Source organism: Nocardioides ferulae, from assembly GCF_003660455.1.
GTDB lineage: Bacteria > Actinomycetota > Actinomycetes > Propionibacteriales > Nocardioidaceae > Nocardioides > Nocardioides ferulae.
The window spans coordinates 61,672-83,521 of the sequence record NZ_QZVR01000016.1 but is presented as its reverse complement, the minus strand read 5'-3'; the positions used below and the strand labels follow the sequence as shown (position 1 = coordinate 83,521).

Here is a 21,850-nt window from a genome sequence, read left to right as displayed (position 1 = left end):
GTGCGGAGGCCCCGCGCCGGCGACGGGCCACTACCACAGACCCGGCTAGGGCCATAGTCCTTTCGGGCTATACCACTTGGGTCGAAAGTGTCTGTCGGTGGACGCCGCGGGGTTCTTAACTTGGAGGACGAGGGGATTCACCCGGGTAGGCGTCATGGGGACGCGCACCTATTCCGGCAGATGTGGGGACATCATCATGTGGGTAGAGGACTGGACGCCGCGGGCGGCGTGCCGTGAGGCGCAGCCGGACCTGCTGTTCGTGCGCGGTGCCGAGCAGAACAAGGCCAAGCAGCTATGCAACGGGTGTCCCGTGCGCACCGAGTGCCTGGCCGAGGCGCTGGACAACCAGATCGAATGGGGGGTCTGGGGTGGCATGACCGAGCGGGAGCGTCGGGCGCTGCTGCGTCGGCGCCCCAACGCCTCCTGGCGCGTGGTCCTCGAGGCTGCGCGCGACGGCGGCGTGAAGGTCGACGCGACCGCTTGACCCGGACCCGGGCTCAGTCCGGGACAGGCCTCACCCGCCTGCGAGTAGTGCGCCCACCTGGCGCAACCCCTCGAGGTCGTGCACGTCGCCGGCCAGCGCCGGCACCACCGTGGTCGCCACGTCGGGGTGCGCTGCGGTGAACCGCGAGCGCAGTCGCGCCTCACGCTCGACCAGCCGGCTGCGGTCGGCGTGCAGCCGCAGCAGTCCGGCGGTCAACGACGAGGGGTCGGCGTCGCGCAGCCGGGATGCGGCGGCCATCGCCTCGTCCGCCGAGAGGGCTCCCGTCGGCGACGGTGAGGCGCGGTTGACGACCAGCCCCGCCAGCGGCATCGCGTCCTCGCTGAGCCGGTCGACGAAGTACGCCGCCTCGCGCAGCGCGTCGGGCTCGGGGGCGGCGACCACGACGAACGCGGTGCGCTCGTTCTGGAGCAGTGCGAACGTCTTCTCGGCGCGCGCCCGGAAGCCGCCGAAGAGCGTGTCGAAGGCCGTGACGAACGTCTGCATGTCGCGCAGCACCTGGGCGCCGAGGACCTTGGTGAGGGCCCCGGTGACCAGCGAGAGTCCCGCGGTCATCATCCGCGCTGGGCCGCGAGCGGGCGCCAGCAGCAGTCGGATGAAGCGCCCGTCGAGGAAGCTGGAGAGGCGTTCCGGGGCGTCGAGGAAGTCCAGCGCGGAGCGCGACGGCGGGGTGTCGACCACGATCAGGTCGTAGCTGCCGTCGGCCTGGGCGGCGCGGTGGATCTGGCCCAGCTTCTCCATCGCCATGTACTCCTGGGTGCCGGCGAAGGAGCTGGACAGCGCGACGTAGAAGGGGTTCTCGAGGATCTGCCTGGCCTTCTCCGGGGTGGCCTGGCTGAGCACGACCTCGTCGAAGGTGCGCTTCATGTCGAGCATCATCGCGTCGAGCCGGCCACCCGCGGCGGTGTCGACCCCCTGCACCGGTCGCGGGGTGTTGTCCAGCTCCTCGATGCCCATCGACTGCGCCAGCCGGCGGGCCGGGTCGATGGTGAGCACGACGACCTTGCGTCCCCGCTCGGCGGCGCGCAGGGCCAGCGCCGCCGAGGTGGTGGTCTTGCCGACACCGCCGGATCCGGTGCACACGACGATGCCGGTGCCCGGATCGTCGAGCAGCGCGTCGACGTCGAGCACAGGCGGCTCGTGGGTGCCGGGGGAGCCGGTGGTGCGCGGCCCGGTGCGGCTGCGGGGACGGGACGCCATCAGCCCAGCCCTCCTTCGCGGAGCTCGGCGGCGAGGTCGTAGAGCGACCCGAGGTCGATGCCGGCGGGCTCGCGGGCCAGCTCGAAGATCGGCACGCCGAGGCCCTGCACCACCTCGCGCTGGGCGTCCTCGAGTGCGCGCCGCTCGGCGTGGTCGGCCGCCTCGGCGAGCAGGCCGTCGAGGAGGGCCGGATCGTGCGCCACGCCCACCGACTCGAGGTCGGCGGCGACCCGGGCGCGGTCGAGGGTGCCCGCACGAGCGGCCGCCAGGTCGGCGGCGGCGAGGTCGCGCGGGCGGACCATGTTCACCACGACACCGCCGATGGGCAGCCCCACGGAGCGCAGCTCGGCGATCCCGTCGGCGGTCTCCTGGACCGGCATCTCCTCCAGCACGGTCACCAGGTGCACCAGGGTGCGGGGCGAGCGGAACAGCGTCATCACCGTGTCGGCCTGCGACTTGATCGGCCCGACCTTGGCCAGTCCGGCCAGCTCGCCGTTGACGTTGAGGAACTGGGCGATCCGGCCGGTGGGCGGGGCGTCGAGGACCACGGCGTCGTAGCGGGTGGCGCCCTTGTTGCGGCTGTTGCGCTGCACGGCCTCGAAGACCTTGCCGGTCAGCAGCACGTCGCGCACGCCGGGGGCGATCGTGGTGGCGAACTCGATCACGCCGAAGCGGTCGAGGGCCCGGCCCGCGCGGCCGAGCTTGTAGTACATGGCGAGGTACTCCATGAGGGCCGACTCGGGGTCGATGTGCAGCGCGTGCACGTGGCCGGGCAGGCCGTCGGCGCGGGGCAGTCCGCTGGCGATGCGCCGCTCCTCGTAGGGGAGCGGGTCGACGTCGAACATCCGGGCGATGCCCTGGCGGCCCTCGACCTCGCACAGCAGCACGTTGCGTCCGTGGGAGGCCAGTGCGAGCGCCAGCGCCGCGGCGACCGTCGACTTGCCGGTGCCACCCTTGCCGGTGACCACGTGCAGGCGGACGTGTGACCAGGCGGACGCTGCGGCGGAGGGGGCGCGCGCGCCGAACTCCTGCTTGCGGGTGGACACGTCTGGCAGCGTAGGCCCTCGAATCCAGCGGCGTCCTCGAAGCCGGGTCCTCGGAGCGGGGCCCGCGGCGATGGCCGCCGGCCATGGACACGGTCGGTTAACAGTCACTAACCTCGCCGGGAACCGGCAGGGAGGAGCCGAGATGGACAAGGTGGTGGGGTCGGCCGCCGAGGCGGTCGCCGACATCGGCGACGGGTCGACGCTCGCGGTCGGCGGCTTCGGGCTGTGCGGCATCCCGTCGGTGCTGATCGCGTCGCTGCTGGAGGCCGGCACGACCGACCTCGAGGTGGTCTCCAACAACGCCGGCGTCGACGGTTGGGGGCTGGGGCTGCTGCTGGGCGCCGGGCGGCTGCGGCGCGTCGTGGCGTCGTACGTCGGGGAGAACAAGGAGTTCGCCCGGCAGTACCTCTCCGGCGAGCTGGAGGTCGAGCTGACACCGCAGGGCACGCTGGCGGAGCGGATGCGGGCCGGCGGCTCGGGGATCCCGGCGTTCTTCACCGCGACCGGGGTCGGCACGCAGGTCGCCGACGGCGGGCTGCCCTGGCGGTACGACGAGCACGGCGAGGTGGTGGTCTCCTCACCGCCGAAGGAGGTGCGCACCTTCGACACGGCCGAGGGCCCGAAGGAGTTCGTGCTGGAGTCGGCGATCGTGGCCGACTTCGGGCTGGTCCGGGCCTGGAAGGGCGACCGGCACGGCAACCTGGTCTTCAAGGACTCCGCCCGCAACTTCAACCCGCTGGCCGCGATGTGCGGCCGGGTGACGATCGCCGAGGTCGAGGAGCTCGTCGAGCCGGGCGAGATCGACCCCAACCAGGTGCACACGCCCGGGGTCTTCGTGCAACGGGTGGTCGCGCTGACCCCCGAGCAGGCCGCCGACAAGCGGATCGAGCGCCGGACCGTCCGGCCGAAGGGGGAGCAGGCATGAGCTGGACCCGCGAGCAGATGGCGGCCCGGGCGGCGAGCGAGCTGTCCGACGGCTCCTACGTCAACCTCGGCATCGGGCTGCCGACGCTGGTGCCGAACTACGTCGCCGACGACGTCGAGCTGGTGCTGCAGTCCGAGAACGGCATCCTCGGCGTGGGCGCCTACCCGTTCGAGGGCGAGGAGAGCGCCGACCTGATCAACGCCGGGAAGGAGACCGTCACGCTGCGGCGGGGCGCCTCGTTCTTCGACTCGGCGACGAGCTTCGGGATGATCCGCGGCGGCAAGGTCGACGCGGCGATCCTCGGCGCGATGCAGGTCTCCGCACGCGGTGACATCGCGAACTGGATGATCCCCGGCAAGATGGTCAAGGGCATGGGCGGCGCGATGGACCTGGTGCACGGCGCCAAGCGGGTGATCGTGCTGATGGAGCACGTCGCCAAGGACGGCACCTTCAAGATCGTGCGCGAGTGCTCGCTGCCCTACACCGGCCGTGGGGTGGTGCAGCGCATCATCACCGACCTCTGCGTCGTCGACGTGACACCGGCGGGGCTGCGGCTCGTCGAGCTCGCCCCCGACGTCACCGAGGACGAGGTGCGCGAGAAGACCGAGCCCGAGCTGGTCTCCGCCCTGGTCTAGCCCGGCCGGCGGCGATGTCACACCGGGCGGCCTCGGCCGCGTCACCACGACATGAGCACACGCATCCAGCAGGCGGCGTCGGGTGCCCTCACCGCGTCGGCGTTCTACGTCGGCGGGTGGGGGACGTTCGCGCCCCGCTCGTTCTACGACGACTTCCCCGGGCTCAACCGCGCCTGGGTCGGTGGTGACGGCCCCTTCAACGAGCACCTGGTCCGCGACATCGGGTCGCTCTACCTCGCCCTGGGCGTGGCCGGCGTCCTCGCGCTCCGGTGGCGGCAGCGCGCCGCGACCACGATGCTGGGCGCGGCCTGGGTGGTGTTCTCGGTGCCGCACCTCGCCTACCACGTCGGGCACGTCGGGCACCTGCCCGAGGCCGACGCGGTCGCCGTGGTGGTGACGCTCGCGCTCACCCTGCTCCTGGCGCTGCTCGCGCTGCTGCCGACCCGCACTCGGGAGGAACGATGAGGATCGCGGTGGCCGGCGGCACCGGCGTGGTGGGGCGGCACGTCGTCGACGTGGCCTGGGAGCGCGGGCACGATGTGGTCGTGCTGGCCCGCGCGGAAGGGGTCGACCTCACCACCGGCCGCGGCCTCGCCGAACGGCTGACCGGGGTCGACGCCGTCGTCGACGTGACCAACGTGGCGACCCAGCGTCGCGAGGAGGCCGAGGCGTTCTTCCGGGCGGTGACCGGGACCCTGCTGGCCGCCGAGGCGGAGCAGGGGGTGGCCCACCACGTGGTGCTCTCGATCGTCGGGATCGACGAGGTGGGCCTCGGCTACTACGCGGGCAAGCGGCTGCAGGAGCGACTCGTGGCGGACGGGCCGGTGCCCTGGAGCGTGCTGCGGGCCACGCAGTTCCACGAGTTCGCCGAGCAGGTGCTCGGTTTCGCCCGGGTCGGCCCCGTGTCGCTGGTGCCCCGGATGCTCAGCCAGCCGGTGGCCGCCCGCGAGGTCGCCGAGGCCCTGGTCGACCGGGCGGCCGCCGGCCCGGGCGGCCGGGTGCCGGACCTCGCCGGCCCGCAGCAGCACGACGTCGTCCGGCTCGCGCGGCGGGTGGTCGGGGCTCGCGGGCTGCGGCGGGTCGTGGTGCCGGTTCCGGTGCCGGGCGAGGCCGGCCGGGCCGTGCGCTCCGGTGCGCTGACGCCCGCCACCGACGGCCCGCGCGGGCGGATCACCTTCGATCAGTGGCTGGTGGAGGCGTGAGCGTCGACGAGCTCGCCGCGGCGTACGACGTGGAGCGCCCGCGGCTGGTGCGGGTGGCCTACGCGATCCTCGGCAGCCACGCGGAGGCCGAGGACGTCGTCGCGGACTGCTGGCTGCGGCTGGTCGCCGCGCACGAGCGGGAGCCGGTGCGGGACGTGCCCGCCTGGGCGACGGTGGTGGTGGCCCGGGCCGCCCTCGACACGCTCCGCTCGGCCCGGGTCCGCCGTGAGACCTACGTCGGTCCGTGGCTGCCGGAGCCGCTGGTGGGGGCGCAGCCCGACGAGGCCGCCACGCCCGAGGACCGGGTGTCGCTGGACGAGTCCGTGCGCTACGCGCTGCTGGTGGTGCTCGAGCAGCTGACCCCGGCCGAGCGCACCGCCTGGGTGTTGCACGACGTGTTCGAGATGCCGTTCGCCGAGGTGGCGGCAGCGGTGGGGCGGACCCCGGAGGCGGTGCGTCAGCTCGCCCGCCGGGCCCGCGACCACGTCGCGGCGGCCACACCGCGGGTGAGCGTCGACCCGCGCACCCACGACCAGGTGCTCGGTGCCTTCCTCACCGCGGCCATGGGCGGCGACCTGGCCGGGCTGGTGCGGCTCCTGGACCCGTCGGTGGTGCTGACCAGCGACGGCGGCGGGGTCGTCTCCGCCGCCCGGCGGCCGGTCGTCGGGCCCGACAAGGTGGCCAGGTTCGTGGCGGGCATCGCCCGACGCGACGGGGAGGTACGTCTGGTGGAGGTCAACGGACGCACCGGCCTTGCGCTCTACCGCGAGGGCCGGCTCTACTCGGTGGCCTCGCTGACCGTCGACGGGGAGCTGGTCACCCGGGTCGACATCGTGTTGGCTCCCGACAAGCTCGCGGCGGTGTCGTCCGCGCTGGACGGCCCCGGCTGAGCAACGGCCGGGGCGGTGCGAGCCGCGGTGAGGACCCCCAGCGCCGCCACGGCACTCGCCAGCGCGAACACCGACAGGAACGGGTCGAGCCCGGCCCGGTCGGTGGCGGCGAAGACCACGCCCGAGACCGCGAGCGCCAGCGCGCCGCCCAGCGAGTCGGCGATCGAGAGCGCCGCGGAGTTGAAGCCGCGGTCGGTGTCGCCGGAGGCGGCCAGCATCGCGACGCCGGTGCGCGGGTAGCCGAACCCCATGCCACCGCCGGCCAGGACGTACGCCGCGACCGCGAGCAGTGCGGGCAGGTGGCCGGCCACCGTCAGCGCGAGGACCGCGGTGCCGGTCAGCACGAGGCCGGTGCCCCACCGCATCGCCGAGTGGTCGGTGACCCGCTCGCCGAGCCGGGCCTGCAGTTGACTCGCGGCGGCCCAGGTGAGCCCGACGCCGGTCAGCGCCAGGCCGGCGGTGCCCGGCGTCCAGCCCCAGCGCTCCTGGAGCACGAACACGATGTAGGCCTCGGCGCAGAAGAACGAGGCGCTGAGCAGCCCGCGGGTCCCGATCACCGCGGGCAGGCCGCGGCGGCCGACCAGTGAGCCGGGGGGTAGGAGGCGGCGCAGCGAGACGAGGGCGACCACGAGCGCCACGACCGCCAGCAGGGCCAGCGGGCCGTGCCCGGAGCCGAGCAGCTCCAGCGCGAGCACGGCGGTCGCCGCGAGCACCGCCCACGCGAGTCGGGACCGGGGGACGGGCTCCCCGGTGACCGGGCGGCCGGCTCGCCGCATGGCCGGGGCCACGAGCCCGGCTGCCAGCACGACCATCGCGACCGCCCCCAGGAACACCCACCGCCAACCGAGGGTGGCGGCGACGTAGGCTGCGAGCGCGGGCCCGAACAGCGACGGCAGCACCCATGCGGCGGCGAAGGCGGCGAAGATCCCCGGCTGGAGGACCGGCGGGAACACCAGTCCGACCAGCACGTAGAGGCAGACGGTGAGCGCGCCGCCGCCGAGCCCCTGCAGGACCCGGCCGGCGACCAGCACCTCCATCGTCGGCGCGGTGCCGCAGACCAGCAGTCCCAGGGAGAACAGCGCCAACCCGGCGGCCAGTGGCATGGCCGGCCCGCGCCGGTCGCTCCACCCGCCCGCGGCCACCATGCCGACCACGGCGCTGGCCAGCGGCGCGGCGAACGCGAACGCATAGAGGCCGACGCCGTCGAGGCGCCGCGCGACCGTCGGCATCACCGTGGTCACCGCCGTCGCCTCGAAGGCGACGAGCGCGCAGAGCGCGAACATGCCGACCGTGGTCACGGCGTACGCCGGCGACAGCAGGCGGGGCGCGGGGTCCACACGGGGCGCGGTCGAGGTCACGTCGGGAACCTAGAACCTCAAGTCCGGTGGAGATCAAGCGGGTTTCGGCCGTCGGTGGCCCGTCCTACCCTGCTGGCATGTGCCCGCCTTCCGAACCGGCCGCCGGGTCGAAAGGGCTCCCCGAGCTGCTGGTGCCCGACGCCGCCGCCTGGCGGACCTGGCTGGAGGAGAACCACGCCACCTCGCCCGGGGTGTGGCTGGTGATGACGAAGAAGGGCGGCACGACCACCGCGCTGACCTACGAGGAGGCGGTGCTCGCGGCCCTGTGCTTCGGCTGGATCGACGGTCAGGCCAAGAGTCGCGACGAGCAGACCAGGCTGCAGCGGCTGACCCCGCGGCGTCCGCGCAGCGTCTGGTCGGCGCTCAACGTCTCCCGCGTGGAGCGGCTCGAGCGCGAGGGGTTGATGACCGATGCCGGCCGCGCCGCGGTCGAGGAGGCCAAGGCCAACGGCCGCTGGGAGCTGGCGTACGGCGGGCCGGGCGGCGGCACGGTGCCCGACGACCTGGCCGCGGCGATCGCGGTCGAGCCGGAGGCGCAGCGGATGTTCGAGGTGCTCACCAGCACCAACCGCTTCGCGCTGATCTATCGCGTCAACGAGGCCAAGCGGGCCGAGACCCGGGAGCGCCGGATCCGGCAGTTCGTCGAGATGCTCGCGCGGCACGAGACGCCACACCCGCAGAAGCGGCGTCCCGACTGATCGCAGGACCGGCCGTGGGCCGCCCGCTCGGCGACGGCTCGCTGCCGGTCGGCGCGAACGAGACCCGACGAGGCCGGCGGGGGACATGGTGGGAACGGCCCATCCCCTCGGTGAACGGAGAAGTCATGTCGTCGCGTCGGTCCCGCACGCTCGGGCGAGCCTCGCTCGCGGTCCTCCTGGCCGGGCTGGTCGCCTGGCCGGTCGGGGCCGCGGGCAACCCGGCGGACCCGGCGCGCGAGGGATCGTCCGGCTGGTCCGTGCGTGATCTCGGCACCCTGCCCGGCCACGCCTCGAGCGAGGCCGCCGGCGTCGACCGCGGCATCGTCGTGGGCACCTCCTACGACGAGTCCCTGGCCAGCCGGGCGTTCGCCTACGACATCGGCACCGGCCGGATGCGCGACCTCGGCACCCTCGGCGGCGAGTCGAGCGGCGCGACGGCGATCGACGGCGACACCGTCGTGGGCTGGTCGGACCTCGCCGGGGGCGGGCAGCACGCGTTCGCCTTCGACCTCGAGGACGGCTCGATGCGCGACCTCGGAGCGCTGGACGACGGGCGCTACAGCGTCGCCGCGGACGTCGACGGCGAGATCGTGGTCGGCTCCTCCGATGGAGGCGGTCACTCCAGCCGCCCCTTCGCCTTCGACCTCGCCACCGGAGAGCTGACCGCACTCGCGCTGCTGCCAGGAGGGTCCTTCGGCCAGGCGCTCGGGGTCGACGGCGACCTGGTCGTGGGCTGGTCCGACGTGCCCGACGAGGGTGCGCGGGCCGTCGTCCACGACCTGTCGGCCGGCACCGTCATCCCGCTCGAGACGCTGTCCGGCGACGACGCCGGCTGGGCCTACGCGGTCGACGGCGGCACCGTCGTCGGCGAGTCCCTGACGACGATCGCGTCCGAGGCGTTCGTCTACGACGTGCGCACCGGCAGCGTGCGCGGGCTCGGCCTGCTGCTGCTCGGCGACCGGAGCGCGGCGTACGCCGTGGACGGTGGGCTGGTCGCCGGCCGGGCGAACGTCTACACCGAGGACGACGCCTTCTACTGGCACGCGGTGCTCCGCCCGGTGGGCCGTGGCTCCTGGAGTCGCCTGCCCGAACCGGCCGGCAGCTGGTCGAGCGAGGCCCACGGCATCGACGCCTCGACCGGGCAGACGCGGGTAGCGGGCACGCTGTCCACCCGGGACGGGGACCGCGCGGTGCTGTGGACCCGGCAGCCCGAGGTCACCGGCGCGCGTCCGGTCGTGAGGGGGACTCCGGCGGTCGGCAAGCGGCTCACGGTGCAGCGCGGCTCCTGGAGCCCGGCGGGGGTGACGCTGACCCAGCGCTGGCTGCGCGACGGGAAGGCGATCCGGGGCGCCACCGGCACCCGATACCGGGTGGTCCGCGCGGACCGCGGCCACCGGCTCAGCGTCGCCGTGACCGGCCACAAGGCGGGCTACTCGACCGCGACGATGACCTCGGCCCCGGTCAAGGTTCGTCGCTGAACCGTCTCCGTTGTCGGGTGGGCGTGGCAGCATGGGGTGCCAGGAACCTCGGGATCTGGAGTTGCCATGACGTCGTCGACCGCGCACACCCTCCGGCGGGCCACGCTCGCCGCCGTCCTGACGGGCACGCTGGCCCTGCCTGCCGGAGCCGCGGGCACCTCGTCCGATCCGGTGGGTTCTCGGGCGGAGAGTGCCGCCCCGCCGGTGACGGCGCTCAAGCCGGCCAAGGGCTGGAAAGTGCGTGAGCTGGGCGCTCTGCCCTGCGACGAGGACAGCCATGCCCTCGACGTCGACCGTGGCGTGGTCGTGGGCGCCTCCTACGCGGGCGAGGTGTGGGACCCCTTCGACGAGGAGGGCTACGACCTAGCCCACGCGTTCGCCTACGACGTCGCCCGTGGCCGGATGCGCGACCTCGGCAGCCTCGAAGGCAGCGGTCCTGACCGGTACTACGGGCGGATCAAAAGCGGCGCCACCGCGGTCGACAGTGGCACGGCCGTGGGCTGGTCCGGCACCGAAGAGGGCGACCGACACGCGGTCGCCTTCGACCTCGAGACGGGCGAGATCCGCGACCTCGGAACGCTGCCGGGGGGCACGTCGGCGATCGCCATGGCGATCGACGGCAACATCGTGGTGGGCACCTCGGACGGTACGTCGGACGGCACCCCGGACGGCACCGCCTTCACCGCCCACGCGTTCGCCTACGACCTCGACAGCGGCGAGATGGTCGACCTCGGCACCCTGCCTGGAGGCACGACCGCCCAGGCAGAGGGCGTCTCGGGCAGCCGGGTCGTCGGCACGTCGAGCACCGACGGCGACAAGGTCCCGCATGCGTTCGTCTACGAACTCGACACCGGTGTGATGACCGATCTCTTCGACGTCGTAGGCAAGGGGCCGAGGGAGGCGCACGACGTGAATGGAGACATCGTCGTCGGCGAACGCCTCGGCCGCCCGGGGTGGCCGCGGGTGCGCGAGGCGGGCCTGTTCGACCTTGCCACTGGCACCCTGCGCGGGTTGGGCGTGCTCAATGGCCCGAAGAGCGCGGCGTACGCCGTGGACGGCGGGCTCGTCGTCGGCTGGGCGGAGGCGCTCGTCGACGACAAGACCACGAGCAACCACGCGGTGGTCCGACCGGTCGAGGGCGGATCGTGGCGCGTGCTGCCGGACCCGCCCCATCGGTGGGAGGGGTCGAGCGAGGCGTACGGCATCGACAAGCGTCGCGCGGCCACGCACATCGTGGGCTCGGCGTGGACACGGACGAACACCCGTGCCGCTCTCTGGGCGGCTGGGCGCGTGGTGCGTGGCAAGCCGCCCGTGGTCAGGGGGCAGGCCTACATCGGCCACCGGCTCACGGTGCGGCGCGACTCGCTGCGGGGCTGGCGCCCCGCCGGGGTCAAGCTCCGGCTGCACTGGCTGCGCGGCGGCGAGGTCATCCCTGGAGAGACCCGGCGCACCTACCGCATCAGGCCCGCCGACCGCGACACCCAGATCAGCGTGCGGGTGACCGGCCGCAAGCCTGGCCATGCACCGACGACGATGACGTCGGAGTGCCTGACGGCGGAGAGGAACCGCCGTCACTCCGTCGCCAACCCGGCGGCGGGTGCCGTGCGTGACGCCCGGCGCGCTGGCAGCACGCAGGCGGCCAGGCCGGCCACGGCCGCGACCAGGACCACCAGGGCCAACTGACCCAGGGGCAGGCTCAGCCCCGCGTCCTCGACCAGCGGGGCGACCATCGCGCGCACCCCCACCCAGGCGAAGGCGATCCCGAGCGCGGTGCCGAGCAGGGTCGCGGTGACCGAGAGCAGCACCGCCTCCGCAGCCAGCGTGGTGCGCAACTGGCGCCGGGTCAGGCCGAGCGCCCGCAGCAGCGCGTGCTCGCGGCCGCGCTCGAGCACCGAGAGGCCGAGGGTGTTGCCGATGCCGATCAGCGCGATGACCACCGCGATGCCCAGCAGCGCCACCACCGAGCCGGTGAGCACGTCGAGCTGCAGGTCGACCCACGACCGCTGCCCGAGGCCGTTCGCGAGCTCGGCACCGGCCGTGGAGCCGAGCGCGTCGAGGTCGCCGCGAAGGTCCTCGGCGTCGGCCCCGTCGCTCGCCCGCACCCAGACCGCGCGCGGTGTGGCCGCCTCGCCGACCAGCGCGTCCAGGGACTCCGGCGCGACGACCGCGGCGGTGCCCCACCCCTCCCCGGCGCGCACCCGCAGCGTGCGCACCTGCTCGCCCACGACGACCTGCACGGCGTCGCCGTCGCTCACGTTGCCAGGTAGCGAGTCCCACGGCACCAGCACCTCGCCGCGCTGGGGCAGCACCTGCCCGGCGTCGCGGGCGACATCGGTGACCGCGGTGTCGTCGACGGCCAGCACCTGCAGCTCGCCCACTCCTCCCGAGAGCCGTGCGGTCGTGCCCTCGAGCAGCACCGCAGCGTCGACGCCGTCGATCGCGGCCACGTCGTCGAGCAGGGAGGCGGGCAGCGCGGCGCCGGTCGAGGTCAGCGAGGCGTCGACCGGGTACTGCGCGTCCATCTCGTCGTCGATCGCCGACCGCGAACTCGCCATCCCGGTCAGCACTGCCGTCGTCAGCGTCACCCCGACCAGCAGCGACGCCGTGGTCGCCGCGGTGCGGCGCGGGTTGCGCACCGCGTTCTCTCCTGCCAGCCGCCCCGCGCGGCCCAGCAGCCGACCGCCGGCGGCACCGACCAGCCGCACCAGCCGGGGCACCAGCACCGGACCGAGCAGCAGCACCCCCGTGAACGTCGCGGCGCCACCGGCGAGCATCGGCACCACCTCCTGCGCGGTGACCGCGACCCCGAGCAGGGCCACACCGACCGCGAGCACCACGCCGCCGAGTCCCAGCCGGACCCGCCCGGCGCCGGTGCGGACGTCGACCGCGCCGGCGGGCCGCAGCGCCTCGAGCGGCCCGACCGCGACCACCCGTCGGGTCGGCAGCCACGAGGCCGCCACCGTGGCGAGGACGCCGACCGCGAACGCTGCGAGGTACCACACCGGCGACGGCGTCGCCTCCCCGATCGTGCCGCTGGCGAACTGACCGCGGGCCAGGGCCGCCAGCCCGTAGCCGGCGCCGGTGCCGGCCAACAGGCCTACCGTCGCGGCGGCCACTCCCAGCGCGAGCCCCTCGACCCGCACCGACCGCAGCACCTGGCGCCGGGTGGCGCCGACGCAGCGCAGCAGCGCGAAGTCGCGAGCCCGCTGGGCGAACAGGATCGAGAAGGTGTTCGCGATCACCAGCACGGCGACGAACAGCGCGATCGCGGCGAACACCAGCAGCAGGGTCGCGACCACGTCGACCTCGTTGTTCAGCTGACGTTGTCGCTCGAGCACGAACTCGTCGGTGCTCTGCACGTTCGCACCGGTTGCGCCCTCGAGGGCGGTGACCTGCTCGCCGACGCTGCCGCGACCGTCGTACGCGACGCTGTCGATCCACATGCCGCGGACGAGCGGACGCAGGTCGTCCCACACCAGATAGATCGCCGCGCCGACGCTCGCCGATGGGGTGTCGACCAGGCCGACCACGGTGACGTCCGCGGCGCGGGCGCCGGTGCCGACCTGCACCCGATCGCCGACCTCGAGGTCCCGCGACTTCGCCGCGTTCGCGTCGGCTACCGCCTCGCCCTGCCGCGTGGGGAACCGGCCCTCGCGCAGCTCCTGCCAGCGCAGGGAGGCGTCGTCGGCGAGCGCGCCGACGTCGAGGCGGTCCTCGACCCGGCGGCCGTCCTCGGCCAGCGGCTGCATCGCCCAGCCGAGCACGGCGGCCTTCTCGCCGCGCTCCCGGGCCCGGTCGACCAGTTCGGCGGCCTCTTCACCGTCGAGCTCGGAGACCACCACGTCGGCGTTCTCGTAGGGCACGCCGACGCTGCCGACCAGGCCGTCCTTGGCGGCCGAGGCGAGGAGACCGGTCGCGACCACGAAGGCCACCCCGATGACCACCGCCAGCGCGGCGGCGACGAAGCGCCGAGTGTGTGTGCGCAGCGACGCGAACAGCACGGTTCTCACCGGGCACCTGCCTTCACACGCAGCGCCGCCAGGATCTCGTCGGCGGCCGGGTCGACCAGATGGGCACGGACCCGGCCGTCGGCGATCACGACCACGTCGTCGGCGTACGCCGCCGCGTCGAGCTCGTGGGTCACCATCACCACGGTCTGTCCCAGCTCGCGCACCGAGCGGCGCAGGAAGCCCAGCACCTCGGCGGACGACTCGCTGTCGAGGTTGCCGGTCGGCTCGTCGGCGAAGATGAGCGTCGGCCGACTGACCAGCGCGCGAGCGATCGCGACCCGCTGCTGCTGGCCCCCGGAGAGCTCGCCGGGGCGGTGCCCGAGCCGGTCGGCCAGACCGAGCACGCTCACGACGTGGTCGTACCACTCGCGCCGCTCGCCCTCGACCCGGCGACCCGCGAGCTCCAGCGGCAGCACGATGTTCTGGCCGGCGGTGAGCATCGGCAGCAGGTTGAAGGACTGGAACACGAAGCCGAGCTGCTCACGCCGGAACACCGTCAGCCGGGTGTCGTCGAGCGCCTGCAGCTCGGTGCCGGCGACGGAGACGGTGCCGGAGGTGGGTCGGTCGAGGCCGGCCAGGCAGTGCATCAGCGTCGACTTGCCGGAGCCCGAGGCGCCCATCACCGCGGTGAAGCGGCCGGCCGGCACGTCGAGGTCGACGCCGCGCAGGGCGTGCACGGCGGAGTCGCCGCGGCCGTAGGTGCGCGTCACCGCGCGGGCGGTCGCGGCCAGGGCGGCAGGCCGCGGGTCGGAGGTCGGGAAGGTGGGCGGGAGCGTCGTCTCGAGCATGGCTCCACGCTCGCCGAGCGGGCGTCCCCGGCGCGTCTTGCCGGGGACGGAACCTGCCGTCCACCGGCGGGTGGACCTCGCCTCCCGGCGTACGACCGTGGGTGGACGCCGACCCGGCGCCGGTCGGTCAGCCGGCGCGCACCAAGCCGGTCTCGTAGGCCAGCACCACGAGCTGCACCCGGTCGCGGGACCCGGTCTTGGCCAGCAGCCGGCCGATGTGGGTCTTCACCGTCGCCTCGGCGACCACCAGCTCGGCGGCGATCTCGGTGTTGGAGAGCCCGCGTGCGACCAGCACCAGCACCTCTTGCTCACGCTCGGTGAGGGTGGCGAGGCGGTCGTCGGCCGCCGGGGCCGCCGGGTCGGGCAGCGCGGCTGCGAAGTGGTCGAGCAGGCGCCGGGTGGTGCTCGGCGCGACCACGGCGTCGCCGGCGTGCACCGCCCGGATCGCGCCGAGCAGATCGGGCGGCGCGGCGTCCTTGAGCAGGAACGCCGCAGCGCCGGCCTTGATCGCGGCGAAGGCGTACTCGTCGAGGTCGAAGGTGGTCAGCACGATCACCCGTGGTCGCTCGCCGCGGGAGGCCAGCCAGCGGGTGGCCTCGACGCCGTCGAGCCGCGGCATTCGCACGTCCATCAGCACCACGTCGGCGCGGGTCGCGGCCAGTCTCTCCACGGCCTCGTGGCCGTCGCCGGCCTCGCCGACCACGGTCAGGTCGGGCTGGCTCTCGACCAGCATCCGGAAGCCGGCGCGGACCATCTGTTGGTCGTCGACCAGGAACACCCGGATCGGCTCGTCGGCAGGCGGAGCGGTCACAGCGGGATCCTCGCAGAGACCGTGAACCCACCGCCGAGGCGTGGTCCGGCGTCGAGGTCACCGCCGTGCACGGCGACCCGCTCGCGCATGCCGAGCAGGCCCAGCCCACGCCCGTCGTCGTCGGCAGCGGCGCCCCGGCCGTCGTCCTCGACCACCAGGCTCAGCGTGCCGGGCCGTCCGGGCAGGAGGCCGACGGCGACCCGGGCTGTGGCGCCGGGGCCGGCGTGCTTGCGCACGTTGGTCAGTGCCTCCTGCACGACCCGGTACGCCGTCAACGCCACGCCGTCGGGCACCGACGGCAGCGGGTCGGGCATGGTGAGCGACACCGTCATGCCACCGGCGCGGGCCTCGTCGACCAGCGCGGCCAGGTCCACCAGCCGCGGCTGTGGGCGGGTGTCGGGGGTGCCGGCCTCGGGCCCGCCCCGGAGCAGGCCGAGCATCCGGCGCATCTCGGTGAGCGCCTCGCGTCCGGTGATCGCGATCGTCTCCAGTGCCTCGGTGGCCAGCCGTGGCTCCTGCGCGGCGGCGTACCTCGCGCCGTCGGCCTGGACCACGATCACTGACAGGCCGTGCGCCACGACGTCGTGCATCTCGCGGGCGATCCGGGCCCGTTCGTCGGCGGCGGCCAGCTCGGCGCGTTGCGTCGCCTCGGCTTCCAGCCGCCGGCCGCGCTCGACCAGTGAGTCCTCGTAGGCGCTGCGTACTCGGGCCAGGCTGCCCAGCGCCCAGGAGGCGATGACGATCGTCGCCACCGTGATCGTGTAGGCGATCCAGCCGTCGAGGGTGACCGGCCCGGAGACACCGTCGGAGAGGCCGCGCAACCAGACGTACGCCGCGACGCCGGCGCCGCAGAACCCCACCAGGAGGGCGACCAGCGCCCACAGCGGCCTGGCGTATCGGGCGACGGCGTAGGTCGCGACCGGGAACGCCACCTGGTTCCACAGCGGGGTGTCGACGAGCAGCGCCTGGAGGGCGCTGGCGCCCGCCATGACGGCGAACACCGTCACCGGGTGGGTGCGCCGCCACAGCAGCGGCACGAGTTGGGCGAGGGCGAGCAGCGTCTCGGTGGCGTAGAGGCCGAGGGGGACGTAGGTGGCGACCGGCAGCAGCAGCCCCACCACGAGCAGCACGTCGAACCGGCGCTGTCCGGTCGGGCCGAGCCGCCACCGCGGCCGGGGTGGCCCGGGGTCGGTGGGGACGGGGCTCGCGACGGGCACGCACCCGAGCCTAGGACCGGTGCCGGGCCCCTCGCGTCCGACCGGGGGAGGAGCCGGATCCGTCCCGAGTAGGGTGCGGTGGCATGACCAAGTGGGAGTACCTGACCGCACCGATCCTGGTGCACGCCGCCAAGCAGATCCTCGACAACTTCGGGGCCGACGGATGGGAGCTCGTGCAGGTCGTGCCGGGCATGAACCCGGAGAACCTGGTGGGCTACTTCAAGCGCCCGGTGGCGTGATGACGCGCCCGATGACCGGCCCCGAGGAGCGGCTGGCCGCGATGGGCCTGACCGTGCCGGACGTGCCGGCGCCGGTCGCGTCCTACGTGCCGGCGGTGCGCACCGGCGACCTCGTGCTGACGTCGGGCCAGTTGCCGATGCGGATGGGCGAGCTGATCACCACCGGCAAGGTGGGCGGCGAGGTGACCGCCGAGGAGGCCTACGCCTGTGCCCAGCAGTGCGCGCTCAACGCGATCGCCGCGGTGAAGGCCGAGATCGGCGACCTGTCGCGGGTGGCGCGTGTGGTGAAGGTGGTCGCCTACGTCGCCTCCACGCCCGACTTCACCGGTCAGCCCGGCGTCGCGAACGGCGCCTCGGAGCTGCTCGGCGAGGTGTTCGGTGATGCCGGCCGCCACGCCCGGGCCGCGGTCGGGGTGCCGGTGCTGCCGCTGGACGCGCCGGTGGAGGTCGAGATCACCGTCGAGGTCTCCGACGCTCCGGGCGGCGCGGCGGCGGGGGTCTGAGCGTGGCGAAGGGGATCCCGTTGCCGCCGGTGGGCCTGCCCGAGCACCTCGCCAAGGTCGCGATGGAGTTCGCCGACGGCACCCGCACGGCCGCCGAGCCGCGCAACGCGGCGACCGTGGTGCTGCTGCGGCCGTCCGTCCAGGGGCCCGAGGTCTACCTGCTGCGCCGCCACACGACGATGGACTTCGCCGGCGGCATGTGCGTCTTCCCCGGCGGCGGGGTCGACCCGCGCGACTTCGACGCGTCGGTCGGCTGGGCCGGACCGACGCCGGCGGAGTGGGCGAGCTGGCTGGGCGTCGACGAGGAGACCGCCCGGGCGCTGGTCTGCGCGGCGGTGCGCGAGACGTTCGAGGAGTCCGGCGTGCTGCTGGCCGGGCCGTCGGAGCACACCGTCGTCGACGACACCACCGGCGACGACTGGGAGGCCGACCGGCACGCGCTCGAGTCGCGCGACCTGGCGATGACCGAGTTCCTCACCCGCCGCGGCCTGGTGCTGCGCACCGACCTGCTCGGGGTGTGGGGCGGCTGGCTGACGCCGGTGTTCGAGCCGAAGCGCTACCGCACCTGGTTCTTCGTGGCGGTGCTGCCGCCCGGGCAGCGCACCCGCGACGTCTCCACCGAGTCGGTCGACGTGACCTGGCTGCCGGCGCTCGCCGCGGCCGACGCGGCCGACGCCGAGGAGCTGATGATGCTACCGCCGACCTACCTCACCTGCCTCGAGATCGGCCAGTACGGCACCCCCGAAGCGGTGCTCGACGCCGCCCAGGGGCGCGAGGTCGAGATGTTCATGCCCGAGCTCGAGGAGGCCGGTGCCGAGGACGGGGCCGGCTGGACCCTGTCGATGCCCGACCACCTGCGGCCGCTGGTCGCGACCCGGCGTGGATGATCGGCGCGTGATCACTCCGTGGTGACGCCGATGAGCCCCTGGCAAGGCGGCAGGTTCGGAGACCGGGCCGAGTGCGTGCTCGCCCCGAACGCCGACTTCATGACCCTCGACGGCACCAACACCTGGGTGCTGCGCGAGCCCGGCGCCCGCCGCTCGGTGGTGATCGACCCGGGCCCGCTCGACGAGGGGCATCTCGACGCCGTGGCCGAGGCCGCGGGTGAGGTCGGGGTCGTGCTGCTCACCCACCACCACCACGACCACGCGGAGGCAGCCCGCGCCTTCGCCGAGCGCATGCGCTGCGGCGTGCGCGCGCTCGACCCGGCGTACCAGCTGGGCGACGAGGGGCTCGGCGACGGCGACGTGGTCGAGGTCGACGGGCTCGAGGTGCGGGTGGTCGGCACGCCCGGCCACACCGCCGACTCGCTCTCGTTCCTGCTCACCGCCGAGCAGGCGGTGCTCACCGGCGACACGGTGCTCGGCCGCGGCACGACCGTGGTGGCCCACCCCGACGGCCAGCTCGGCGCCTACCTCGACTCGCTGGACCGGCTGCACGCGCTCGCCGAGTCGCACGAGGTGACCCGCATCCTGCCCGGCCACGGCCCGCTGATCGGCGACGCGCTGGCCACGCTCGACTACTACATCGCCCACCGCCGCGAGCGGCTCGGCCAGGTCGAGGAGGCCGTCGCTCGCCTCGCCGCCGCCGACCACCCCGAGGGCATCGCCGTCGACGAGCTGCCGCGCCGGGTCGTCGAGATGGTCTATGCCGACGTCGACCCGGTGCTGTGGGGTGCCGCCGAGCTCTCGGTGCGCGCCCAGCTCGCCTACCTCACCGAGCGCGGCGGCCTGCTGTAGCGGTGGCGAGGCTGATCTGCCAGTACGCCGCGGGGTCGAGCGCGCGCGCGTCGGTCACCCGGAGCACCTCGCCGGTCGCCGGCCGCCACACCAGGAACCACGGCCGGGTGGCGATCAGCAACGTCTCGTCGTCGAGCCAGATCTCCTCGTGCAGCGGGAACCGGTCGCTGCCCCAGGTGAGCTCGCCGACGGTCTCGCCGGCATCGATCACACGCAATCCGTCTCGGTCCGATCGCACGGACGGGGACTGCTCCGGCTCGGGGGCGGCGGCCGCGGGCACCGGGCCGCGGCCGGGCACCCAGACGAAGGCGCCCGGGGAGCGCAGCCGGACGATGCGGGCCGCTCCGGTGCGCAGGTCGAGCACGACCACCCCGTCTCGCACCGGCCCGGCCCAGCGGCGTCCGTCGGGCGAGAGCTGCCCCGCACCGTAGGTGTCGGAGTAGCGCTGGGCCTCGGGCAGGCCGAGGTCGCCCAGGTTCAGCCGGCGCCACCCCCCTTCGGCCCCGGCGACGAGGAGCTCGAGCTCGGACCATCGCGTCACCGCGATGTTGATCGCCTCGATACGGGGGTTCACCACGACCGTGGCCCGACCGGGCAGGTCGTCGAGCAGCGACGGCAGGTCCGCGCCGGTCTCGGGCAGCCGCCACGGCAGACCGCTCGCGTCCGCCGCAGGAAGACGCGGCCAGGCCGCCGGACGCTGCCCGGCGAGGCTCACGCGCGTCGGCGGCGACGCCTCCGAGTCGGACGCCAGGCCGGTCGCCCGTCCCCCGTCCGACTCGCCGCGGGCTCGGTCACCGGTGCACGCGGTCAGCAGCAGCGCCATCACCAGGGCCAGTGCGCCGGCCGGCCCCCCGCCCCGCATCAGGGGCCCAGCAGGTCGGTGGCGAACGACGCGGCGTACCCCAGCGGCCAGCAGGCGATCCGGGAAAGGGTGCCGGTCTCGACGTCCCAGGCCACGAGGTACTCCTTGGGCGCGCCCTGCGGCAGCACCGTGAACAGCAGGGTCTCGTCGTCGAGCCAGGTGACGGGACGCAGCTCGTCGGCGTGCACGTAGTAGTCGTGGTCGTCGGGCACCGGCAGGTAGGCACGGGTGTCGAAGTCGTCGCGGTCCACGACCACCAGGCCGTCGCGGTCGCTCGCGCGTGTCGACTCCTCGACGACCAGGTTCGCGCGCGCGAACGCGATCGCCGAGCCGCCGACCGCGGGCCGCACCAGGCCTTCGAGCGGCCCGGACGCGGTCCGCCGCACCACCTCGCCGTCGCGCCGTTCGACGATCTCGCGGGTGTCGGTGCCGTGCACCACCGCGCCGTCGGGCGCCAGGGCGTACGCCGCATGGCCGCGCAGGAACGGCAGCGGCTCCTGCTCGCCGGTGCCGAGGCCGACGCGGACGCCGGTCCGGTGGTCGACGAGCACCAGCGACTCGCTGTCCGGAGCCCAGCTCAGCGAGGCCTCGAGGCTCACGCCCGGCACCTCGATCCGCTGCCAGGAGCCGCCGTCGACCGCGCGCCAGAACAGGCCGGAGGCGCCGACCGCCGCCACCCGCTGCCCGTCGGGCGAGAGCACCACGGTGCGCTGCTCGCCCAGCCCGTCGGGCAGGTCGAGCGAGGTCTGCAGGCCGTCGGTGCCCACCAGCAGGGTGCCCTCCTCGCCGTCGAGCAGCGCCACCGCCCGGGTCACCGGTCCCGCCGCCGTCACCGGCAGCACCCGTGGGACCCCGAGCTCGACGACGGGCAGCCCCTCGGCGCCGCGCGGGTCCCAGATCGGCTGCACCCGGTCGCGGGGGATCGCGGGAGCCACCTGCGCCTGGACCGCGTCGGCGGCGCCGGACGACGCCGGCTCGGCCGGGCGCTCCTGGGTGCGCGGGTCGCCACTCACCGCCTGCAGCGAGACGATCAGCGCCGCCACCGCGGCCACGGCCCCCAACGCCGAGGCCGCTCCTCGAGTCCGTACCCGGCGACGGTGGGCCTCGGTGAGCGCGGCCGCGGCCAGGCCCGGCGGTTCGATCGCGTCGGTGGCGCGGTCCAGGGCCTCGTGCAGGTTCAGGTCGCCCCAGGGGTCGGTGCGTGAGTCGGTCATCGGGTCCTCCCGACCAGGTCGAGCAGCTCGGGTGCGCCCTCGCGCAGCCGCGCCAGCGCGGCGGAGTTCTGGCTCTTCACGGTGCCGACGCTGACCCCCAGCGCCTCGGCGGTCTCGCGCTCGGACAGGTCGTCGAAGTGGCGCAGCACCACCACCGCCCGCTGCGAGGCGGTCAGCCGCGCCAGTGCCCGGCGTACCACCAGCGTCGCCTCGGGGTCGCCGGAGACCGCCGGCCCCTCGCCCGCGCCGGGGTCCGCGGCGACCACCTCGAGCCGGCGGCGGCGCCACCACGAGATGTTGTCGTGCACGACGATCCGGCGCGCGTACGCCGTGGGGTTGCCGGTGCGCAGCCTCGCCCACCGCAGCGCGACCTTGACCAGGGCCTCCTGCACGAGGTCCTGCGCGCGATGCAGGTCGTCGGTGAGGAGGTACGCCGAGCGGAGCAGCTGGCGCTCGGCGCCCGCCGCCCACTCCGTGAACTCCACGGAGAGCTCCTGTTCGTCCATCCGGCCCCCTTCGTGGTGTGAACGCTC

Annotated in this window: 23 protein-coding genes; 13 read left to right on the top strand and 10 right to left on the bottom strand. The window is 74.4% G+C overall.

Annotated features, from left to right (window positions below):
• The first annotated feature begins 196 nt into the window (after positions 1 to 196).
• Positions 197 to 484, top strand: a complete 288-nt coding sequence (locus tag D6B71_RS16510) for a WhiB family transcriptional regulator (protein WP_121257065.1) — start codon at positions 197 to 199, stop codon at positions 482 to 484.
• A gap of 30 nt (positions 485 to 514) precedes the next feature.
• Here D6B71_RS16510 and bagB read toward each other — a convergent pair whose 3' ends face one another.
• Together bagB and bagA are read right to left on the bottom strand one after the other, a co-directional pair.
• The gene (gene bagB / locus D6B71_RS16505; protein ID WP_121257063.1) at positions 515 to 1,702 is read right to left on the bottom strand and encodes an ArsA family ATPase; all 1,188 of its coding nucleotides are present in this window, start codon (positions 1,700 to 1,702) and stop codon (positions 515 to 517) included.
• Complete coding sequence (gene bagA / locus D6B71_RS16500; protein WP_476739134.1) at positions 1,702 to 2,748, bottom strand: ATPase BagA; 1,047 nt, start codon at positions 2,746 to 2,748, stop codon at positions 1,702 to 1,704. The genes bagB and bagA overlap by 1 nt, the downstream gene beginning before the upstream one ends.
• Before the next feature lie 142 nt (positions 2,749 to 2,890).
• Here bagA and D6B71_RS16495 point away from each other — a divergent pair, with 142 nt between their 5' ends.
• Genes D6B71_RS16495 through sigJ form a run of 5 tightly spaced genes read left to right on the top strand, consistent with a single transcriptional unit; the run spans position 2,891 to position 6,400 of the window.
• Positions 2,891 to 3,673 carry a CoA transferase subunit A gene (locus tag D6B71_RS16495; protein ID WP_121257169.1) on the top strand — a complete coding sequence of 261 codons (783 nt, stop codon included), beginning with the start codon at positions 2,891 to 2,893 and terminating at the stop codon, positions 3,671 to 3,673.
• Positions 3,670 to 4,308 (top strand): CoA transferase subunit B, encoded by a 639-nt coding sequence (locus tag D6B71_RS16490; protein WP_121257061.1) that lies wholly within the window; start codon positions 3,670 to 3,672, stop codon positions 4,306 to 4,308. The genes D6B71_RS16495 and D6B71_RS16490 overlap by 4 nt, the downstream gene beginning before the upstream one ends.
• Before the next feature lie 51 nt (positions 4,309 to 4,359).
• Positions 4,360 to 4,773, top strand: coding sequence for a hypothetical protein (locus tag D6B71_RS16485; RefSeq protein ID WP_121257059.1), 414 nt, complete (start codon positions 4,360 to 4,362; stop codon positions 4,771 to 4,773).
• Positions 4,770 to 5,510, top strand: a complete 741-nt coding sequence (locus D6B71_RS16480) for an SDR family oxidoreductase (protein ID WP_121257057.1) — start codon at positions 4,770 to 4,772, stop codon at positions 5,508 to 5,510. Before D6B71_RS16485 ends, D6B71_RS16480 begins: the two co-directional genes overlap by 4 nt.
• Positions 5,507 to 6,400, top strand: a complete 894-nt coding sequence (gene sigJ / locus D6B71_RS16475; protein ID WP_121257055.1) for an RNA polymerase sigma factor SigJ — start codon at positions 5,507 to 5,509, stop codon at positions 6,398 to 6,400. Before D6B71_RS16480 ends, sigJ begins: the two co-directional genes overlap by 4 nt.
• Here the strand turns inward: sigJ and D6B71_RS16470 are convergent.
• Positions 6,289 to 7,758, bottom strand: coding sequence for an MFS transporter (locus D6B71_RS16470; RefSeq protein WP_206051804.1), 1,470 nt, complete (start codon positions 7,756 to 7,758; stop codon positions 6,289 to 6,291). The two genes, sigJ and D6B71_RS16470, sit on opposite strands and share 112 nt — an antisense overlap.
• Before the next feature lie 77 nt (positions 7,759 to 7,835).
• Here D6B71_RS16470 and D6B71_RS16465 point away from each other — a divergent pair, with 77 nt between their 5' ends.
• The 3 genes from D6B71_RS16465 (at position 7,836) to D6B71_RS22505 (ending at position 11,617) form a co-directional block, all read left to right on the top strand.
• On the top strand, positions 7,836 to 8,456 hold the full coding sequence (locus D6B71_RS16465; protein ID WP_121257165.1) for a YdeI/OmpD-associated family protein: 621 nt from the start codon (positions 7,836 to 7,838) through the stop codon (positions 8,454 to 8,456).
• Positions 8,457 to 8,581: 125 nt separating this feature from the next.
• Positions 8,582 to 9,934, top strand: coding sequence for a hypothetical protein (locus tag D6B71_RS16460; RefSeq protein WP_121257053.1), 1,353 nt, complete (start codon positions 8,582 to 8,584; stop codon positions 9,932 to 9,934).
• 66 nt (positions 9,935 to 10,000) lie between these two features.
• The gene (locus D6B71_RS22505; protein WP_126688298.1) at positions 10,001 to 11,617 is read left to right on the top strand and encodes a hypothetical protein; all 1,617 of its coding nucleotides are present in this window, start codon (positions 10,001 to 10,003) and stop codon (positions 11,615 to 11,617) included.
• Here the strand turns inward: D6B71_RS22505 and D6B71_RS16450 are convergent.
• The 4 genes from D6B71_RS16450 to D6B71_RS16435 all read right to left on the bottom strand — a co-directional run bounded on the left by D6B71_RS16450 (position 11,506) and on the right by D6B71_RS16435 (position 16,760).
• The gene (locus D6B71_RS16450; protein WP_121257049.1) at positions 11,506 to 13,944 is read right to left on the bottom strand and encodes an ABC transporter permease; all 2,439 of its coding nucleotides are present in this window, start codon (positions 13,942 to 13,944) and stop codon (positions 11,506 to 11,508) included. The genes D6B71_RS22505 and D6B71_RS16450 overlap by 112 nt on opposite strands.
• A complete protein-coding gene (locus D6B71_RS16445; protein WP_121257048.1) occupies positions 13,941 to 14,732 on the bottom strand; it encodes an ABC transporter ATP-binding protein in 792 nt (263 codons plus the stop codon). Before D6B71_RS16445 ends, D6B71_RS16450 begins: the two co-directional genes overlap by 4 nt.
• 127 nt (positions 14,733 to 14,859) lie before the next feature.
• Complete coding sequence (locus tag D6B71_RS16440) at positions 14,860 to 15,543, bottom strand: response regulator (RefSeq protein WP_276311011.1); 684 nt, start codon at positions 15,541 to 15,543, stop codon at positions 14,860 to 14,862.
• Positions 15,540 to 16,760, bottom strand: a complete 1,221-nt coding sequence (locus D6B71_RS16435) for a sensor histidine kinase (RefSeq protein WP_121257046.1) — start codon at positions 16,758 to 16,760, stop codon at positions 15,540 to 15,542. The genes D6B71_RS16440 and D6B71_RS16435 overlap by 4 nt, the downstream gene beginning before the upstream one ends.
• A gap of 83 nt (positions 16,761 to 16,843) precedes the next feature.
• On the opposite strand from D6B71_RS16435, the gene D6B71_RS22885 reads away from it, so the two are divergent.
• Genes D6B71_RS22885 through D6B71_RS16420 form a run of 4 tightly spaced genes read left to right on the top strand, consistent with a single transcriptional unit; the run spans position 16,844 to position 19,241 of the window.
• Positions 16,844 to 16,999, top strand: a complete 156-nt coding sequence (locus tag D6B71_RS22885; RefSeq protein WP_164519704.1) for a Sp36 family protein — start codon at positions 16,844 to 16,846, stop codon at positions 16,997 to 16,999.
• An 11-nt stretch (positions 17,000 to 17,010) separates the two neighbouring features.
• Complete coding sequence (locus D6B71_RS16430) at positions 17,011 to 17,502, top strand: RidA family protein (RefSeq protein WP_121257161.1); 492 nt, start codon at positions 17,011 to 17,013, stop codon at positions 17,500 to 17,502.
• A gap of 2 nt (positions 17,503 to 17,504) precedes the next feature.
• Positions 17,505 to 18,389 carry an NUDIX hydrolase gene (locus D6B71_RS16425; RefSeq protein WP_338036805.1) on the top strand — a complete coding sequence of 295 codons (885 nt, stop codon included), beginning with the start codon at positions 17,505 to 17,507 and terminating at the stop codon, positions 18,387 to 18,389.
• A 30-nt stretch (positions 18,390 to 18,419) separates the two neighbouring features.
• A complete protein-coding gene (locus D6B71_RS16420; protein ID WP_121257044.1) occupies positions 18,420 to 19,241 on the top strand; it encodes an MBL fold metallo-hydrolase in 822 nt (273 codons plus the stop codon).
• Here D6B71_RS16420 and D6B71_RS16415 read toward each other — a convergent pair.
• The 3 genes from D6B71_RS16415 to D6B71_RS16405 are packed head-to-tail and all read right to left on the bottom strand — an operon-like array spanning position 19,216 to position 21,823.
• Positions 19,216 to 20,103, bottom strand: a complete 888-nt coding sequence (locus D6B71_RS16415) for a hypothetical protein (protein WP_121257043.1) — start codon at positions 20,101 to 20,103, stop codon at positions 19,216 to 19,218. The two genes, D6B71_RS16420 and D6B71_RS16415, sit on opposite strands and share 26 nt — an antisense overlap.
• Positions 20,103 to 21,317 carry a TolB family protein gene (locus D6B71_RS16410; protein ID WP_121257041.1) on the bottom strand — a complete coding sequence of 405 codons (1,215 nt, stop codon included), beginning with the start codon at positions 21,315 to 21,317 and terminating at the stop codon, positions 20,103 to 20,105. Before D6B71_RS16410 ends, D6B71_RS16415 begins: the two co-directional genes overlap by 1 nt.
• Positions 21,314 to 21,823 carry a SigE family RNA polymerase sigma factor gene (locus D6B71_RS16405; protein ID WP_121257039.1) on the bottom strand — a complete coding sequence of 170 codons (510 nt, stop codon included), beginning with the start codon at positions 21,821 to 21,823 and terminating at the stop codon, positions 21,314 to 21,316. Before D6B71_RS16405 ends, D6B71_RS16410 begins: the two co-directional genes overlap by 4 nt.
• Positions 21,824 to 21,850 lie beyond the last annotated feature (27 nt).

What these genes read in the sequence shown, in the direction of transcription:
- D6B71_RS16490 (WP_121257061.1), top strand. Translation starts at nt 3,670, where the DNA reads ATGAGCTGGACCCGCGAGCAGATGGCGGCCCGGGCGGCGAGCGAGCTG.
- D6B71_RS16460 (WP_121257053.1), top strand. Translation starts at nt 8,582, where the DNA reads ATGTCGTCGCGTCGGTCCCGCACGCTCGGGCGAGCCTCGCTCGCGGTC.
- D6B71_RS16495 (WP_121257169.1), top strand. Translation starts at nt 2,891, where the DNA reads ATGGACAAGGTGGTGGGGTCGGCCGCCGAGGCGGTCGCCGACATCGGC.
- D6B71_RS16430 (WP_121257161.1), top strand. Translation starts at nt 17,011, where the DNA reads ATGACCGGCCCCGAGGAGCGGCTGGCCGCGATGGGCCTGACCGTGCCG.
- D6B71_RS22505 (WP_126688298.1), top strand. Translation starts at nt 10,001, where the DNA reads ATGACGTCGTCGACCGCGCACACCCTCCGGCGGGCCACGCTCGCCGCC.
- D6B71_RS16465 (WP_121257165.1), top strand. Translation starts at nt 7,836, where the DNA reads ATGTGCCCGCCTTCCGAACCGGCCGCCGGGTCGAAAGGGCTCCCCGAG.
- D6B71_RS16420 (WP_121257044.1), top strand. Translation starts at nt 18,420, where the DNA reads ATGAGCCCCTGGCAAGGCGGCAGGTTCGGAGACCGGGCCGAGTGCGTG.
- D6B71_RS16415 (WP_121257043.1), bottom strand. Translation starts at nt 20,103, where the DNA reads ATGCGGGGCGGGGGGCCGGCCGGCGCACTGGCCCTGGTGATGGCGCTG.
- D6B71_RS16410 (WP_121257041.1), bottom strand. Translation starts at nt 21,317, where the DNA reads ATGACCGACTCACGCACCGACCCCTGGGGCGACCTGAACCTGCACGAG.
- D6B71_RS16480 (WP_121257057.1), top strand. Translation starts at nt 4,770, where the DNA reads ATGAGGATCGCGGTGGCCGGCGGCACCGGCGTGGTGGGGCGGCACGTC.
- D6B71_RS16445 (WP_121257048.1), bottom strand. Translation starts at nt 14,732, where the DNA reads ATGCTCGAGACGACGCTCCCGCCCACCTTCCCGACCTCCGACCCGCGG.
- D6B71_RS16485 (WP_121257059.1), top strand. Translation starts at nt 4,360, where the DNA reads ATGAGCACACGCATCCAGCAGGCGGCGTCGGGTGCCCTCACCGCGTCG.
- D6B71_RS16510 (WP_121257065.1), top strand. Translation starts at nt 197, where the DNA reads ATGTGGGTAGAGGACTGGACGCCGCGGGCGGCGTGCCGTGAGGCGCAG.
- bagB (WP_121257063.1), bottom strand. Translation starts at nt 1,702, where the DNA reads ATGGCGTCCCGTCCCCGCAGCCGCACCGGGCCGCGCACCACCGGCTCC.
- D6B71_RS22885 (WP_164519704.1), top strand. Translation starts at nt 16,844, where the DNA reads ATGACCAAGTGGGAGTACCTGACCGCACCGATCCTGGTGCACGCCGCC.
- D6B71_RS16405 (WP_121257039.1), bottom strand. Translation starts at nt 21,823, where the DNA reads ATGGACGAACAGGAGCTCTCCGTGGAGTTCACGGAGTGGGCGGCGGGC.